This window comes from Rhodanobacter panaciterrae (genome assembly GCF_014651895.1).
GTDB classification, from domain to species: Bacteria; Pseudomonadota; Gammaproteobacteria; order Xanthomonadales; family Rhodanobacteraceae; genus Rhodanobacter; species Rhodanobacter panaciterrae.
In genome coordinates, this window is record NZ_BMXT01000001.1 from 1,423,889 (window position 1) to 1,440,791 (window position 16,903).

Sequence of the window (16,903 nt, forward strand, 5' to 3'; positions counted from 1 at the left end):
CCCCCTCTCCCCCGGCAGCTTTATCGCCGGGGGAGAGGGTTGGGGTGAGGGGGATGCCTTGGCTCTTGTTGTTGCTTCGGCTGTTTTGGCTAGAAGCAAAACCCTCCCCCTCACCCCAGCCCTCTCCCCCAACGGTAAAACTGTTGGGGGAGAGGGGGCTAAAGCGGCGCGCGTTAGGGAAGCATGGACGACTCGCCGACATCAGGGACGAACAGGCAATCCCAGCGCATGCACCGCGTTCACCACCCAGCGCAACTGCACGCCTTGGCGGCTGTCGTAGTTGGCTCCGGAATATCCCCACCAGTCCCAGCATGCTTGCGGATTCAAAGGCGCGAAACTTGCGCGGGTCTGAGGATATAGCACTGCCACGTTGTAGACGTCGGCCCAGCGGTTGAAGCCGGCATCTTTGACGAATGCCTCGCCCACCGCGTCGGCGTTCTGCTTGCAACCATGCAGCGCGACCACTACGCCGCACGACTTGCCGGCGAGGCAGGCTGGCGGCAGGTAGACGTAGCCGGTGCTGGCCATGAAGGCGTCGGCACCATCGGGGCGCAATGCATCCTGGTCGAATGCACGCAATTCGCCGCGCGCTTCGGTCGCCGCATGAACCGGCTTGCCAAACATCTGGCTGAAGATTTCGCCGGCGGCATCGAAGCCGCAGTGACCGAGGTATGGCGCGACCGATTTGTCGCAGTCGTCGCCGCTGGCTGCTACCGGCAGGTTGTGCGCGAACGCGCGCTGACCATCGTCATGCACCTGCATGCCCTTCAGGCCCGGCACGCCATCGCGCAACTGCTCGTAGAAATGCGCACCGGCCTCCGCCACCGCCGGCGCCACCAGCGCGTCGGCGTTGCCGTGCAGCAGGTAGACATGCGCGTGTGCGAGATCCTTCAGCGCACCGATTTCGCCAGCGGCGGAACGTTTCTCTGCGCTTGCCACCAGCGCGGCGACATCCGGTGTCGGCACGCCCTTCATGCAACTGCCGAGCGCCACGTCCAGCTTGCCGCCGGCGCAACCGAACGGGCCGCCAGCCACCATTGCCGCGTTCGGAAACAGTTCCGGATACGCCAGTTGGGCCTGCGTTGCCATGTACGCACCGGAGGACAGGCCGACCACGGCGGTGCGTGCTGGGTCGATCTTGAGCTTGGGCAGGCTCGAACTGGCGTCTTTCGCGCAGGCGGTGCCGGCGCTGGCCAGCAGGGCCAGCCATAGCAGGCGCGTTACCCATCGAGTGTTCATCGGTCTGCTCCGTTTCGTCGGTTTAGTGTGTGATGTTTCACTCCCGTGGAAACGGCTTCAGCCGCGATAGCTCATGCAGAGCATCGCGGCTGAAGTCGCTCCTACAAGAGCCGATCCATGCTTAGAAGTTGTAACGCACACTGGCATACCAGTTGCGCGGCATACCGTAATACGCGGTGCGGATATTGCCCACGCTGGAGAACTCCTGGCCGTCGGTCTTGTAGACCTTGTCGGTGAGGTTGCGCACGCCGGCACGCAGCTGCCAGTGGCTGTCGGCGGAGTCGTAGATGCCAAACAAGCCGACCAGCGAATAGGCCTTCTGGCTGAGCGCAGCGTAGTTGTCCACGCTGAGCCAGGTTTCGGTGCGGTAGGAGTAATCGCCACCCACGGTGATCGCGCTGCCATCGCCCAGGTTGAAGCTCTGCGTGAGCGCCAGTCGTGTGGTGAGCTTTGGCGAGAACGGCACGTGATCGTGCAGATGGGGGTTGTAGGCCGGATTGGTCGGATCAAGACGTGCGTCGTCGAAACGCGCATAACGCGCATCGAGATAGCCGACCTGGGCCGACAGTCGTGTGCCCTGCCCCAGCACGGCGGCGCCTTCGAATTCGATGCCGTCCATCTTCAGCTTGGCCGCATTGAGCACCGGGAACGCGAACGTGGGAGTGATCGCGCCGGGGTTCTGGATTTCCGACACGCGAGCCTGGAAGTTGGTGTAGTCGCTGTGGAACGCGGCCACGTTCGCCTGCAGCTTGTTGTCCGCCGAGCGCCACTTCAGGCCCAGCTCGTAGGTCCACACGTACTCGGGGCTGTACTCGGCACTCTTTACTTCAGCAGCGGAGTTGGCGCGGCCATTGAAGCCGCCGGACTTGAAGCCGCGGCTGGCCGAGGCGTACAGCATGGTCTGCGGATCGAGCTGCTTCTGCAGGCTGAGCGTCGGCGTCCACGCGTTCCAGCGTTTGTTGCCGGTGAAGGCCACCGGTGCGCCATTCAGCGCCGGGAACGGCAAGAAACCACCATACAAAGAGGTCGAGTTCCAGAACACGCTGGTAGTACGGTCGTAATCCTTGTGGTCGCTGCTGTAGCGCACACCGGCAGCCAGCGTCCAGCTCGGCACGAACTCCCAGTTCATGTGTGCGAAGCCAGCGTACGTGGTAGTCGTCAGGTCGTCGTCGATGGTCCGCAGGAAGCTGACCGGGACGCCGCCGTTGGAGAACAGGTCATTGGCATAGGCCTCCTGGTGCGACGGCACGGTTTCGCGCAGGTAGTAAAGGCCATATACCGCCTGCAGGTTGCTGCCGTTGTCGTATTGCAGCTGCAATTCCTGGCTGACCTGCTTCTGGTGGAAATCCACCAGCACGTCACCGAGCTGGAACTGCGAGGCGTCGATGTCGATATAGGAATCGCTGTCGAGCTTGCGGAAGGCGCTGATGCTCTTGAGGTTCCACTGGTCGGCGAGCTTCCAGCTCAGGTTGAGCGCAGCGCCTTCGTGCTTGAGCTGCTGGCCCTTGTCCGGGCTGAATGAGGTGCGTGTCTGGAAATTGTATTTCTGGTCCGGATTCGGCTTGTACAGAACGACGGTGCCGAACCTGAAGTCGGTGCGGGTCAACGAGGAAACCGGCTGACCGAGAGTAAGCCCGGTGTCCTGCTTGGTGTAGTCAAGGCTGAGCACCGCGTCGAACGTGTCCGACGGGTGGTAGCGCAGCTTGCCGCGCACCGCCTTGGTGTTCTCGTCGTTGTATTCATGATGGGTGGTGGGATCTTCCACATAGCCATCGGTTTTGGTGATCGCGCCAGCCAGCGAAGCCGACCACGCGCCGCCGAGCTGGCCGCCGAAGTAAAACTTGCCTTCGCGCTTGCCGAAGCTGCCAACGGTGGCTTCCACCGAGGCCTCGTTGTTGTCGCCTGGATTCTTGGTCACCACCTTGACTGCGCCGCCGGTGGAATTCTTGCCGTACAGCGTGCCCTGCGGGCCGCGCAGCACTTCGACGCGCTCGACGTCGAACAGGCTGATCAGTGCGCCCTGGATGCGCGAGTAGTAGACGTCATCGACGTACATGCCCACGCCCGGATCGAACGTCTGCAGCGCGTCCGGCTGGCCGATGCCGCGGATGAAGATATTGGCGGCCGAGGACGAGCCGCGACCCTGCACGATATTCATGTTCGGCACCGCGCCCTGCAGTCCGTCGATACTGTTCGCCTGCAGGTCCTTCATGTCATCGCCGCTGAACGCGCTGACCGCGACCGGCACTTTTTCCATCGACTCGTTGCGACGCCGTGCGCTGACGGTCACCGATTCAAGCTGCTTGGCTTCGGCCTGCTTCGCTGCCGTCGGCTTGGTACTGGCATCCGTGGTCGCCTGTTGCGCATGCATCGGCGCGATGAATGCCAGACCCAGAACCAGACCGATCGCCGAACTCAAATGCGTACGTTTCATGACGTCCCCTTGCGGTGAATGCAATCGCTCACGCGAATGCTGATGAGGGGAGCTTAGGTGTGCTGTACGACACAGACACTTGTACCTTCGTACAGTGCCGCTGCGGCAGACGCTCCCGGATACTCGGCGCCTGTCGTAGTGGGGAGATTCACGGATGGCATTCCTGATCGTGCTGGCCGCGCTGTGTTTTCTGATGCTTGCGGCGTATCGCGGCTACAGCGTGATCCTGTTCGCGCCGATCGCCGCGCTTGGCGCGGTGCTGCTGACCGAGCCGGCACTGGTCGCGCCGATGTTTACCGGCCTGTTCATGGACAAGATGGTCGGCTTCCTCAAGCTGTACTTCCCGGTGTTCATGCTCGGCGCGGTGTTCGGCAAGCTGATCGAACTGTCCGGTTTCTCCAAGGCCATCGTCACCGCCACCATCGGCCTGGTCGGGCGCAGCCGCGCGATTCTCTCCATCGTGCTGGTGTGTGCGCTGCTGACCTACGGCGGCGTGTCGCTGTTCGTGGTGGTGTTCGCGGTGTATCCGTTTGCGGCCGAACTGTTCCGCGCCAGCCATATCCCGAAGCGGCTGATCCCCGGCACCATCGCGCTGGGTGCCTTTACTTTCACCATGGATTCGCTGCCGGGCACGCCGCAGATCCAGAACATCATCCCTACCGCATTCTTCGGCACCAACACCTGGGCAGCGCCATGGCTGGGCACGATCGGCGCGGTGTTCATCCTGATCGTGGGCCTGGCCTATCTCGACTGGCGTCGGCGCAAGGCCGCCGCGGCTGGCGAAGGCTACGGCGATAATCTCGTCAACGAACCGGCACCGTTCGAGTGCGGCAAGCTGGCACATCCGCTGATCGCGCTGCTGCCGCTGGTGCTGGTTGGCGTGTGCAACAAGCTGTTCACGGACCTGATTCCGCGCATCTATGGCGAGACACAGTCGTTCCTGCCCAGCGTGGTGGGCGACGCGAAACCGGTGGTGCAGGAAGTGGCCAAGATCGCCGCGATCTGGGCGGTGGAAGGTGCGTTGCTGGTCGGCATCCTGTGCGTGCTGGCGTCTGCCTGGCGGCCGGTGATCCGGCAGTTTGCCGACGGCAGCAAGGCGGCCGTCGGTGGCGCCTTGCTGGCCTCGATGAATACGGCATCGGAGTACGGCTTCGGCGCCGTGATCGCGGCCCTGCCCGGCTTCAAGCTGGTCGCCGATGCGTTGCACACGATCCCGAATCCGCTGGTCAATGAAGCGGTCACCGTGACCGCGCTGGCCGGCATCACTGGCTCGGCCTCCGGCGGCATGAGCATCGCGCTGGGTGCGATGGCCGATACCTTCATCGCCAACGCACAGGCTGCCGGCATCCCGATGGAAGTGCTGCACCGGGTCGCTGCGATGGCTTCCGGCGGCATGGACACGCTGCCGCACAACGGCGCCGTGATCACCTTGCTCGCAGTGACCGGCCTGACCCACCGGCAGGCATACAAGGACATCTTTGCGATCACCGTGATCAAGACGCTGGCGGTATTGGTGGTGATCGCCGCGTACTACCTCACTGGCGTGGTCTAGCAACTACTACAACGACGTCGCTCCCCCGACCGGCCACATGCTGGTTGCCGACGCCCGACCGATCCGGAACCGCGCGCTTGCGCGCGGCTCCTCCTGTTCCGCGCAAGCGGAACTGTCGTGAAGCGAAGGGAGATATGAGCGATGTCGATCAAGACGTACGTACTGGGGCTGCTAGCCCTGCTGCTGTTCATGCCGGCGCTGTCCGCGCGAGCCACCTGTCATGACACCGTGGTCATGGTGCACGGCAATACCGGCAGTCCGGCCGATTTCCAGAACACCTACACCCTGTTGCGCCAGCAGGGCTGGAGCGACGCACAGATCGTCGCGCCGGCCTGGGGCAATGCACTCTGCGCTGCCTGCAACGACCACAACGGTAGCGAGGAGACGCCGGTGAAGAGCGCAATCAGCAGTGCGATCGCCAGTTCGTGCAGCGGGCACATCGACGTGATCGGCCATTCGATGGGTGTGACCCTGGCGATGCGCGAGATCGACAAGCTCGGCGTCGCCAGCAAGGTCGATGTGTTCATCGGTATCGCTGGCGCGGTGCACGGGCTGTGGTCGTGCGGGATGTATCCATGGAACGTGGCTACCGCCACCTGCGGCACGTACGGGCTGTCGGTGGGCAGCCCGTTGTTGCAGGGCTTCGCGGGACATCGCTACGCCACGCACATGTACTCGATGAAATCGTGGGTCGACGAGATCAACTGCTCCACCGGTACTTGCCTCGTCTACGGTGTGCATACCTCGACGATACCCGGCGAGGATTACAGCTTCGACTATCCCTATGGCCACTATCAGTTGTTGTGGCTCACAGCCGCCGACCAGGTGAGTCTGTTGCAGTAAGGTTTCTGGCAGGCGCGCGGCGGAGTCCGCGCACCTGTTTGCCAGGAACGGCCCCGGATCAACGGTGTGCGGCTGTGACCAGCCCAGCGCCCACCAATGACCTTTCCCGCCAGCGGGCGCACTGGCCGGAACCATGCCCTCCGACGCCCCCTCGTATGGGCGCCCATAAACGGCCAACGCGGCACCGCAGCAAACTGCCACATAAATCCGTATAATCGACGGGTTAATCCTTCTGATAACCCACGTGGTGGCTACAAGCGCCACCCGAGTGCTTTCTATGTCCATCGAAAAACTGCGCAACATCGCCATCGTCGCCCACGTCGATCACGGCAAGACCACGCTGGTCGATTGTCTGCTCAAGCAGTCCGGCACGCTCAACGAGCGCACCGTGCTGGCCGAGCGCGTGATGGACTCGAACGACCAGGAAAAGGAACGCGGCATCACCATCCTGGCCAAGAACACTGCCATCACCTGGCAGGGCAACCGCATCAACATCGTCGACACCCCGGGACATGCGGACTTCGGCGGCGAAGTGGAGCGCGTGCTGTCGATGGTCGACTCGGTGCTGATCTTGGTCGACGCGATGGACGGCCCGATGCCGCAAACCCGTTTCGTGACGCAGAAGGCCTTCGCGATGGGCTTCAAGCCGATCGTGGTGATCAACAAGGTCGATCGTCCGGGCGCCCGTCCGGAGTGGGTGGTCGAGCAGGTGTGGGATCTGTTCGATCGTCTGGGCGCCACGCCGGAGCAGATGGACTTCCCGATCGTGTACGCCTCGGCTTTGAACGGCTATGCCGGCCTCAACGACGACGTGCGCGAAGGCGACATGACCCCGCTGTACGAAGCGATCATGCAGCACGTCAGCAAGCCGGACGTGGATCCGGATGGCCCGTTCCAGATGCGCATCAGCCAGCTCGACTACAACAACTTCGTCGGCGTGATCGGCATCGGCCGCATCCAGCGCGGCGTGTTGAGGAAGGGCATGCCGGTCTCAGTGATCGATCGCCATGGCAAGAAGCGCCAGGGCAAGGTGATGCAGGTGCTGGGCTTCCTCGGCCTGGAGCGGATCGAGCAGGACAGCGCCGAAGCCGGCGACATCGTCGCGATCTCGGGTATCGCCGACCTGACCATCTCCGACACCGTCTGCGCACTGGATACCCCGGAAGCGCTGCCGGCACTGACCGTCGACGAGCCGACCATCTCGATGACCTTCCAGGTCAACAACTCGCCGTTCGCCGGCAACAAGGATCTGTCCGGTGGCAAGTTCCTGACCAGTCGCCAGCTGCGTGAGCGTCTGGATCGTGAGCAGGTGCACAACGTGGCGCTGAAGGTCGAGGAAGGTTCCGACGCCGACAAGTTCCTGGTCTCCGGCCGCGGCGAGCTGCATCTGTCGGTGCTGATCGAAAACATGCGCCGCGAAGGTTACGAGCTGGCCGTGTCGCGCCCGGAAGTGATCATCAAGGAGATCGACGGCCAGAAGATGGAGCCGATCGAGCAGTTGGTGGTCGACGTGGAGGAAGTCCACCAGGGTGCCGTGATGGAAAGGCTCGGCGTGCGCAAGGGCCAGCTGAAGAACATGGAATCCGACGGCAAAGGTCGTGTGCGTCTGGACTACGAGATTCCGGCGCGTGGCCTGATCGGCTTCCAGAACCAGTTCAAGACCCTGACCCAGGGCTCGGGCCTGTTGTTCCACGTGTTCGACCACTACGGTCCGAAAGAAGACGGCCAGATCGCCAAGCGCCTCAACGGCGTGATGATCGCCAACGCTGGTGGCACCACCCCGGCCTACTCGCTGGGGCCGCTGCAGGATCGCGGCAAGCTGTTCGCGGCCGAGGGCGATTCGGTCTATGAAGGCCAGCTGGTCGGCATCCATGCCAAGGACAATGACCTCACCGTCAACGTGATCAAGCCCAAGCCGCTGACCAATATGCGCGCCTCGGGCAAGGACGATGCGATCCAGCTGACCCCGGCGATCAAGTTCACGCTGGAACAGGCACTGGACTTCATCGACGACGACGAGCTGGTCGAGGTCACCCCGAAGGAAATCCGTCTGCGCAAGAAGCACCTCACCGAGAACGATCGCAAGCGCGCTTCGCGCGGTTGAGTCGTCGCTTCAGGTGATGAACCAGAAGGCCGCCGCAAGGCGGCCTTCTGCTGCGTGGTCATGGTGCAGCGGTTTTTGTCTTCGCGCCCATCACGCGCAGACCCGGTCGCTGCCGCGCCAACTTGCGCAGCAATTCGGCAAACGCCTGCAGGTCGTCGTGCCACGGCGAGGCGTCACGCCAGTACAACGCGATCTCCCGGCCCGGCGCCTGCCCTTTCAGCTTGGCCAACACGATGTTCGGCATCGAGGCCAGCCGCTCGTGCGCCAGCGTGGGCACCAGCGCATAACCGCCGCGCAGGCTGACCAGCGCGGCGAGGCTTTCCAGGCTGACATCCTGCACGTGACCATGCTCGCTGCCGTCGCTGTCGAGGCCATCGGCATGGCTCTCGGCCATCAAGGTCGCCTCGGCCGGATCGAGCTGATCCAGCGCAATGCTGCTCTGGCCGGCCAGCTGATGATCCGCACGCAGCATCAGCTCCCACGGCTCGGCGAACAGCGGCCGCATGGCGATGCCGCTCACCGCCGGCGTCGGTGGTGCCAGCACCGCATCGAGCTCGCCCTCATGCAGACGTCGCAGCAGGCCACGCGGCTTGCCCTCGGAAATACCCAACCGCGCGCCCGGGAAATGCTGCGGGAACGGCGCGATCAGATGCGGCAACAGATACGGGCCCAGCGATGCCGGTACACCAAGCCGCAACTCACCGCCGAAGGCGACCGCTCCGGCACGAGCGACCTGCTGCAGGTGTTCGCCCGCGGCGAGCACGGCATCGATCTGCTGCAACAGACGTTGTCCGCCGGCGGTCGGCACGATGCGGCGGCCGCCGCGTTCGAACAGCGGCGCGCCCAGCGCCTGCTCCACCTTCTGCACCTGATGCGACAGCCCGGACGGGCTGATGTGCATGGCCCGCGCTGCGCTGTTGAAACTGCCATGCCGATGCACCGCCTGCACCAACGCAAGGTCGCGCAGCGAAACGGCGGCGAGGGCCATCGAAATCATCGAATGCTGCATGTCATCAAATACGTTTGTGCATAACGAACCCTGCGCCCATGCTAGGCGGCGAACCAGCACCGCAACCGCCCTGCCCATGCCGCAGTCTACCCGCCCGAACCGATGCCGCCACAAGGCTCGCGCATGTAGCTGAAACCGGCTGAGCGGTTAGCGACTGCTCCGTGTTTGCGCGATAATTGCGTTCTTTGCCGATCTGGCAAGCACGCATCCATTGCCTCCCCATCCCAGCCGCAGGATTTAGCCAGGAGTTCTCCCATGAAAGATTCATTCTCGGTACGCGACACGCTCGAAGCCAACGGCAAGCGCTACAGCTACGCCAGCCTGGCCAAGCTGGGCCAGCGCTTCGACCTGAAGCGCCTGCCTTATTCGATGAAGATCCTGCTGGAAAACCTGCTGCGGCACGAGGACGGCCTCAACGTCACCACCAAGGAAATCGAGGCGGTCGCGAACTGGAACGCCAAGGCCGAACCGGATACCGAGATCTCCTTCATGCCCGCCCGCGTGGTGCTGCAGGACTTCACCGGCGTGCCCTGCGTGGTCGACCTGGCTGCGATGCGCGACGCGGTGGTGAAGCTGGGTGGCGACGCCAATCAGATCAATCCGCTGGCGCCAGCCGAACTGGTCATCGACCATTCGGTGCAGGTCGATGCCTACGGCTCGGCCAGCGCGCTGGAGCAGAACGTCGAGATCGAGTTCGAGCGCAACCAGGAGCGCTACTCGTTCCTGCGCTGGGGCCAGAAGGCGTTCAACAACTTCAAGGTGGTGCCGCCGCGCACCGGCATCGTGCACCAGGTGAACCTGGAGCATCTCGCCCGCGTGGTGTTCACCAATGATGCGAACGGCGAAAATTGGGCGTATCCGGATACCGTGTTCGGCACCGACTCGCATACCACCATGATCAACGGCATCGGCGTGCTGGGCTGGGGCGTGGGCGGTATCGAGGCCGAGGCGGCGATGCTGGGCCAGCCCTCGTCCATGCTGATTCCGCAGGTGGTCGGCTTCAAGCTGACCGGCAAGCTGCCGGAAGGCGTCACCGCCACCGACCTGGTGCTCACCGTCACCCAGATGCTGCGCAAGCTCGGCGTCGTCGGCAAGTTCGTCGAGTTCTTCGGCGACGGCCTGGCGCACCTGCCGCTGGCCGACCGCGCCACGATCGCCAACATGGCGCCGGAATACGGCGCGACCTGCGGCATCTTCCCGGTCGACCAGGAAGCGCTGAACTACATGCACCTGTCCGGCCGCACGGCCGAGCACATCAAGCTGGTCGAGGCCTATGCCAAGGCGCAGGGCCTGTGGCACGACGCCAACACTCCGCATGCCGAGTTCACCACTACGCTGGAACTGAACCTGGCTGACGTGCGTCCATCGATGGCCGGCCCCAAGCGTCCGCAGGATCGCGTGCTGCTGGAAGGCGTGCAGAAGAGCTTTCATGACGCCGTCGGCCCGCTCACCATGAACCGCAAGCCGAAGAACGGCGCCGACGCCAGCTACGCCAACGAGGGTGGCTCGACCGCAATCGGCAATCCCGCCAATGCCATCGTCAACGATGGCGTGCGCGTGGAGAAGGACGGCGAGAGCTTCAAGATCGGTGACGGCTCGGTGGTGATCGCCGCGATCACCTCGTGCACCAACACCTCCAACCCGGCGGTAATGCTCGGCGCCGGCCTGCTGGCGAAGAAGGCCGCGGCCAAGGGCCTGAAGGCCAAGCCGTGGGTGAAGACCTCGATCGGCCCGGGCTCGCTGGTGGTCAGCGACTACCTCGAAAAGACCGGCCTGCTGAAGGAGCTGGAGAAGATCGGCTTCTACATCGTCGGCTACGGCTGCACCACCTGCATCGGCAACTCCGGCCCGCTGCCGGTCGAGATCAGCAAGGGCATCGCCGAGGGTGACCTCGCCGTGGCCTCGGTGCTCTCCGGCAACCGCAACTTCGAAGGCCGCGTGCATCCGGAAGTGAAGATGAACTACCTGGCCTCGCCGCCGCTGGTGGTCGCCTATGCGCTGGCCGGCACGCTCGACATCGACCTGACCAAGGACGCGCTCGGCACCGGCAGTGATGGCCAGCCGGTGTACCTGAAGGACATCTGGCCGAGCAACCAGGAAATCTCCGACACCATCGCCGGCGCGATCAATCCGGCCATGTTCGAGAAGAACTACGCCGACGTGTTCAAGGGCGACAGCCGCTGGAACCAGATCGCCTCGCCGGATGGCGCACTGTTCAAGTGGGACGACTCCACCTACATCAAGAACCCGCCGTACTTCGACGGCATGAGCAAGGAAGCCGGCACGATCGAGGACATCCACGGTGCCAGCGTGCTCGGCCTGTTCGGCGACTCGATCACCACCGACCACATCTCGCCCGCCGGCTCGATCAAGAAGGACAGCCCGGCCGGCCGCTTCCTGATCAGCAAGGGTGTCGAGCCGAAGGACTTCAACTCCTACGGTTCGCGCCGCGGCAATGACGACGTGATGGTGCGTGGCACCTTCGCCAACATCCGCATCAAGAACCTGATGCTTGATGGCGTGGAAGGCGGCTACACACTGCACGTCCCGAGCGGCGAGCAGCTGGCGATCTACGATGCTGCGATGAAGTACAAGGCGAGCAAGACCCCGCTGGTGGTGCTGGCCGGCAAGGAATACGGCACCGGCTCGTCGCGTGACTGGGCGGCCAAGGGCACCCTGCTGCTGGGCGTGAAGGCAGTGATCGCCGAGAGCTTCGAGCGCATCCACCGTTCCAACCTGGTCGGCATGGGCGTATTGCCCTGCCAGTTCCTCGACGGCCAGAACGCACAGTCGCTGGGCCTGACCGGCAAGGAGACTTTCGACATCACCGGCCTCAACGGTGGCGAGTCGAAGGAAGCCAAGGTCGTCGCTACCGCGGCGGACGGCAGCAAGAAGGAGTTCACCGTGAAGGTGTTGCTGCTGACCCCGAAGGAGCGCGAGTTCTTCCGTCACGGCGGCATCCTGCAGTACGTGCTGCGTCAGCTGGCCAGCAAGAAAGCCGCCTGAGTTTCAGCGTGACCTGGTGACAAACAGAAACCGCCCCGGATTCGGGGCGGTTTTTTTACGGGTCGGCCAACTACATCGAATGTTTCCAGCTCGCCGTATAGCAACGCCACTTGCCATCGTCCTTGCGCCACGCCGATTCGACCTGGTACAGGCCCAACTGATCGGGCAGCAATTTGCCGCCGCTGGTCAGCGTGACGGTGAATGTAGCCACCATCCGTTCGCCGCGATGCTCGATCGACACCGGCCCCATCGTCACGCCGATATGCTCGCCGCGCAGCGCGAGGAGCCTGACCATATTGGTCAGCCCGCGCCGATCCAGTTCACCGGCATTGCCGTCAAAATCGTCGCTGAGCGGTGCGCCCACGTCGCTTGCCGCGCCGGCCTCGGCTGCCTGCGCAACCGCGGCAATCGCCTCGCGCACCTGCTGCTCGTCCGGCGTGTGTCGGCACGCCGACAAGGCCAGCGCGAACAGCGCGAAAGCGGTCAATACACAGGCGATTTTTCTCAGTCGGATCATGGACGGAACTCGCTGCATTGCGGCTTGCTGCTGTACGCGGGCGTATGCTCAAATGAACTGCGCAGTGGTCCATGATGGATGCCGTCGTCATCCCAAGTCCATCCTCGATCAGCGGTCATCCACACAGGGAACCCCAAGCATGAGCATTGAACGTCCGTGGCTGGATCACTATCCGACAGGCGTGCCCAGCCAGATTGACGTCAATACCTATGCCTCGGTTCCGGCGGTGTTCGAGGAAGCGTTCAAGCACTTTCGCGAGCGACCGGCCTTTGCGAATTTTGGCCATAAACTGACCTATGGTCAGATCGACGAGATGAGCCGCCAGTTCGCCGGCTATCTCACCGGCGAACTCAAGCTCGGCAAGGGCGATCGCATCGCGATCATGATGCCGAACGTACTGCAGTATCCGATCGCGTTGTTCGGCGCGCTGCGCGCCGGATTGATCGTGGTCAACACGAATCCGATGTACACCGCGCGCGAACTCAAGCATCAACTGGAGGACGCCGGCGCCAAGGTCATCGTGGTGCTGGACAACTTCGCCGCCACGTTGCAACAGGTCGTCGCGGAAACCCCTATAGAGCACATCATCACTACCGGCATCGGCGACCTGCTGGGCCCGAAGGGCGTGCTGATCAATTTCGTGCTCAAGCACGTCAAGAAGATGGTGCCGGCATTCGATCTACCGCAGGCCGTGCGTTTCCGTGATGCATTGACGCGTGGCGCGCCGCATCCGCTGCAACCGGTAACGCTGGGCCACGACGACATCGCCTTCCTGCAGTACACCGGCGGCACCACCGGCGTCGCCAAGGGCGCGATGCTGACCCACGGCAACATGATCGCGAACATGCTGCAGGCCGGTGCATGGGTTGGCACGAACGCCAAACCCGGCGAAGAAGTGATCATCACCGCGCTGCCGCTGTATCACATCTTTTCGCTGTGCGCGAACGGACTGGTGTTCACCCGCCTGGGCGGTCTGAACTGGCTAATCACCAATCCGCGCGACATGCCCGGTTTCGTCAAGGAGTTGAAGCAGTCTGGCTTCACCGCACTGACCGGCGTCAACACGCTGTTCAATGGCCTGCTCAACACGCCCGGATTCGCCGAGCTGGATTTCTCGAAGCTGCACCTGACCCTGGGCGGCGGCATGGCCGTGCAACGCGCGGTGGCCGATCGCTGGAAGAAGGTCACCGGTTGCACGCTCGCCGAAGCGTACGGGCTGACCGAGACTTCGCCGGCGGTATGCATCAATCCGCTGGATATCAAGGAATACAACGCGTCGATCGGCCTGCCGGTACCATCGACCGACGTGGCGATCTGGTCGGAGGAAGGGCAGCCGCTGCCGACCGGCGAAGTGGGCGAACTGATGGTGCGCGGTCCGCAGGTGATGAAGGGCTACTGGCAGCGACCGGATGAGACCATCAAGGTGCTCGGCGACGATGGCTGGCTGCATACGGGCGACATCGCGAAGATGGATGCCAACGGCTACTTCTACATCGTCGACCGCAAGAAGGACATGATCCTGGTGTCCGGCTTCAACGTGTACCCGAACGAGGTCGAGGACGCCGTGATGCAGCACCCCGGCGTGCTCGAGGTGGCGGCGGTCGGCGTTCCCGATGAGCATTCCGGCGAGGTGGTGAAACTGTTCGTGGTGCGCAAGGACCCGAACCTGACCGAAGAGGCGCTCCGGCAGTTCTGCCGCGAGAATCTCACCGGCTACAAGCGGCCCAAGTTCATCGAATTCCGCGACGCCTTGCCGAAGAGCAACGTGGGCAAGATTCTCCGCCGCGAGTTGCGCGACGAGAAGAAAGCCACCGCCTGAAATCCCGCTCGACACCCGAAAGCAAAAACGCCCGCATGATGCGGGCGTTTTTCATGGCACGGCAAGCTACGCTCAGCCGTCTTTCCAGTACTCGAGAATATCGGCGTAGCCACCCAGCAGATTCCACAGCGGAACCTGTTTGTCCTCGGGAATGCGGCTGTACGAAAAGCCGATGTGGTGATCGGAAATCCGAGCGACGACGGCCTCCAGATGAATGTGCAGGTCGTGCCCGAAGATCATGTCGAGCACCCAGCTTTGCCCCGCTTCGCCGGACCAGCCCAGGGGACGCCGCAACAATGCACCGGTGGCCGAGATATCAACCAGTTCGGTCGGGTGCGACTCGCCATGACGACTCATCAGCACCGTCGTCGCGATCTGCATGCGCGCCGGACGCAACTGTTCCGGTACGCTGCCGCCCTGTCCATTTTTGCCGATCGTCATCAGTTATACCGTCCATTTGCGTTTGCACCTGCCGCTGGCAACGACACGGTGCCCAGCCACACCCTGCAATCTTTCTGCCGCATCATTCATCAATACTGCAGCACATCTTCTTCGCATGATCCGCTTGCGTGACGCTCTGATTCACTGGCTGGCTGCGATGACCTGCTGTAGCTGAGCAATCGTCGTGCCATTCCGGCTGTAAATCATACTTTGCATGCTAATTATGAGATTCGTATCACATTTACTCTGGCACTCGCCCCCCACCGAGCCTTTCCACGTCCGGGTCAAACCCCGCCAAACGCCCACCCCTCATCGCACAACAATGGGGGACAGCGCATGAATCCGCGCGTTTCCGCGATGTAGTGCGCAGCCCTGCCGCATATCGTCACATTCAGTCACAGGCCGCACCAGCATCGCGATGTATCCGACTCGATTGGCAAGCTGACCCGCATGATCCACCTATTGTGTCGCGAGACCAGCCGCCATGCAGCATCGAACCTCATGAATCGACCCCCAGCGCAAGCCCACGTCTGGAGCCCTCTACTGGACTTGACGGCAGCTAGCCGCTACTCTTCATACACGCGTGGCTGCATGACAGCGTTTGCCGATCACTTTCGGCGACCCATGACTCCCATTCGATTGCTCTCGAACCGACCAGTGAATAGTCAGTGGCGCTGCTCTTCGCCACCATGACTTGCGCCCTTGCCGTGGCTGACAACCCGGAATGGCGTGCGATGGCCGCTTGCGACCTGCCTGACCGAACCACCATTGCGTGGCTTCATCTTGCCCGTCGTGACGAGGCAGCCGCCGCACCTCGGCTGAAGATGTGAAAGAACGCAGTACCCCGGGAACACTGCTTCACCGTCGTGTTCCGAGCACGGACATTCCATGTTGCGCCGATGTGTGAATGATTCCGATCGTGTTGAACGCACTGCCAGCCGCTGAAGGCGGCCCCATGACATGCATTGATGAGCACTGAGCCAGTCGAGCCACAGAGCCTGATCACCGCACCGCAGGATGCGTTTGCGTCGGTACCGCAACAGCAGGAAATGCCGCTTGCCATCGTGCGCGGCCAACCGATGCTGCAGATGCCGCAGGATCTGTACATTCCGCCGGACGCGCTTGAGGTCATCCTGGAGGCGTTCGAGGGCCCGCTGGACCTGCTGCTGTACCTGATCCGCCGGCAGAACCTGGACATCCTGGATATCCCGGTTGCCGAGATCACCCGGCAGTACATGACCTACATCGAGCTGATGCGCGATGTGATGCGGCTGGAGCTAGCCGCCGAATACCTGTTGATGGCCGCGATCCTGGCCGAGATCAAGTCGCGGCTGCTGCTGCCGCGGCCGCCGGCCGAGGAAGGGTTGGAAGAGGATCCCCGTGCCGAACTGGTGCGGCGCTTGCAGGAGTACGAACGATTCAAGCGGGCGGCCGAGGATATCGAGGCCCTGCCCCGGCAGGAACGCGACAGTGTGGTGGCACATGCCGACGTGGGCGAACGCAACGTGATCAAGTTGCCCCCGCCGCTTGAGCTGAACGAGATGCTGCTGGCGCTGAAGGACGTGATGCACCGGGCCGAATTGTTCGGCCATCACGCGATCAAGCGCGAGGCACTCAGCGTGCGCCAGCGCATGGGCGAACTGCTGAGCCGGCTGGACGACAGCAGCTTCCACCGTTTCGAGAGTTTGTTTGATCCCACCGAAGGACGCCTCGGCATCGTGGTGACCTTCTTGGCGATGCTGGAGCTGGCCAAGGAAATGCTGGTCGAGATTGTCCAGGAGGAACCGCTGGCGCCGATTTATGTGAAGGCGAAGGCGAACCACTCCGAAGAGTCCGTCGAGTTACCGGCGGACGATGTACAAGCAGGCGAATCGGCACTGATCGAATCGTCCGGCAAATGAACGATACCCACTGAGCGGTCCGAACAAACCGGCATCCG

Annotated in this window: 11 protein-coding genes; 6 read left to right on the plus strand and 5 right to left on the minus strand. The window is 63.0% G+C overall.

All coding sequences use genetic code 11. From position 1 onward, the window contains the following. Positions 1-201 precede the first annotated feature (201 nt). Entirely contained in the window at positions 202-1,239 is a 1,038-nt protein-coding gene (locus IE071_RS06595) for an extracellular catalytic domain type 2 short-chain-length polyhydroxyalkanoate depolymerase (RefSeq protein ID WP_189440286.1), read from the minus strand. A gap of 121 nt (positions 1,240-1,360) precedes the next feature. Further along, a complete protein-coding gene (locus IE071_RS06600; protein ID WP_189440287.1) occupies positions 1,361-3,673 on the minus strand; it encodes a TonB-dependent receptor in 2,313 nt (770 codons plus the stop codon). A gap of 154 nt (positions 3,674-3,827) precedes the next feature. On the opposite strand from IE071_RS06600, the gene IE071_RS06605 reads away from it, so the two are divergent. The 3 genes from IE071_RS06605 to typA all read left to right on the plus strand — a co-directional run bounded on the left by IE071_RS06605 (position 3,828) and on the right by typA (position 8,172). Next, on the plus strand, positions 3,828-5,225 hold the full coding sequence (locus tag IE071_RS06605; protein ID WP_189440288.1) for a GntP family permease: 1,398 nt from the start codon (positions 3,828-3,830) through the stop codon (positions 5,223-5,225). A gap of 141 nt (positions 5,226-5,366) precedes the next feature. Next, positions 5,367-6,068: an alpha/beta hydrolase family protein gene (locus IE071_RS06610; RefSeq protein ID WP_189440289.1), complete on the plus strand. Its 702-nt coding sequence runs from the start codon at positions 5,367-5,369 to the stop codon at positions 6,066-6,068. A 277-nt stretch (positions 6,069-6,345) separates the two neighbouring features. Next, entirely contained in the window at positions 6,346-8,172 is a 1,827-nt protein-coding gene (gene typA, locus IE071_RS06615; protein WP_189440290.1) for a translational GTPase TypA, read from the plus strand. 58 nt (positions 8,173-8,230) lie between these two features. Here typA and IE071_RS06620 read toward each other — a convergent pair whose 3' ends face one another. Next, positions 8,231-9,181 (minus strand): LysR family transcriptional regulator, encoded by a 951-nt coding sequence (locus IE071_RS06620; RefSeq protein WP_189440291.1) that lies wholly within the window; start codon positions 9,179-9,181, stop codon positions 8,231-8,233. A 255-nt stretch (positions 9,182-9,436) separates the two neighbouring features. Between IE071_RS06620 and acnA the strand changes: the two genes are divergently transcribed. Then, positions 9,437-12,187, plus strand: a complete 2,751-nt coding sequence (acnA, locus tag IE071_RS06625) for an aconitate hydratase AcnA (protein WP_189440292.1) — start codon at positions 9,437-9,439, stop codon at positions 12,185-12,187. A gap of 70 nt (positions 12,188-12,257) precedes the next feature. On the opposite strand, the gene IE071_RS06630 is transcribed toward acnA, so the two are convergent. Continuing rightward, positions 12,258-12,704, minus strand: a complete 447-nt coding sequence (locus IE071_RS06630) for a hypothetical protein (protein ID WP_189440293.1) — start codon at positions 12,702-12,704, stop codon at positions 12,258-12,260. A 139-nt stretch (positions 12,705-12,843) separates the two neighbouring features. On the opposite strand from IE071_RS06630, the gene IE071_RS06635 reads away from it, so the two are divergent. After that, positions 12,844-14,523, plus strand: coding sequence for an AMP-binding protein (locus tag IE071_RS06635; RefSeq protein ID WP_189440294.1), 1,680 nt, complete (start codon positions 12,844-12,846; stop codon positions 14,521-14,523). A 72-nt stretch (positions 14,524-14,595) separates the two neighbouring features. Here the strand turns inward: IE071_RS06635 and IE071_RS06640 are convergent, their stop codons facing one another. Beyond that, positions 14,596-14,964, minus strand: coding sequence for a PilZ domain-containing protein (locus IE071_RS06640; protein WP_189440295.1), 369 nt, complete (start codon positions 14,962-14,964; stop codon positions 14,596-14,598). Between the two features lie 968 nt (positions 14,965-15,932). Between IE071_RS06640 and IE071_RS06645 the strand changes: the two genes are divergently transcribed. Continuing rightward, the gene (locus IE071_RS06645) at positions 15,933-16,865 is read left to right on the plus strand and encodes a segregation and condensation protein A (protein WP_189440296.1); all 933 of its coding nucleotides are present in this window, start codon (positions 15,933-15,935) and stop codon (positions 16,863-16,865) included. Positions 16,866-16,903: the final 38 nt, after the last annotated feature.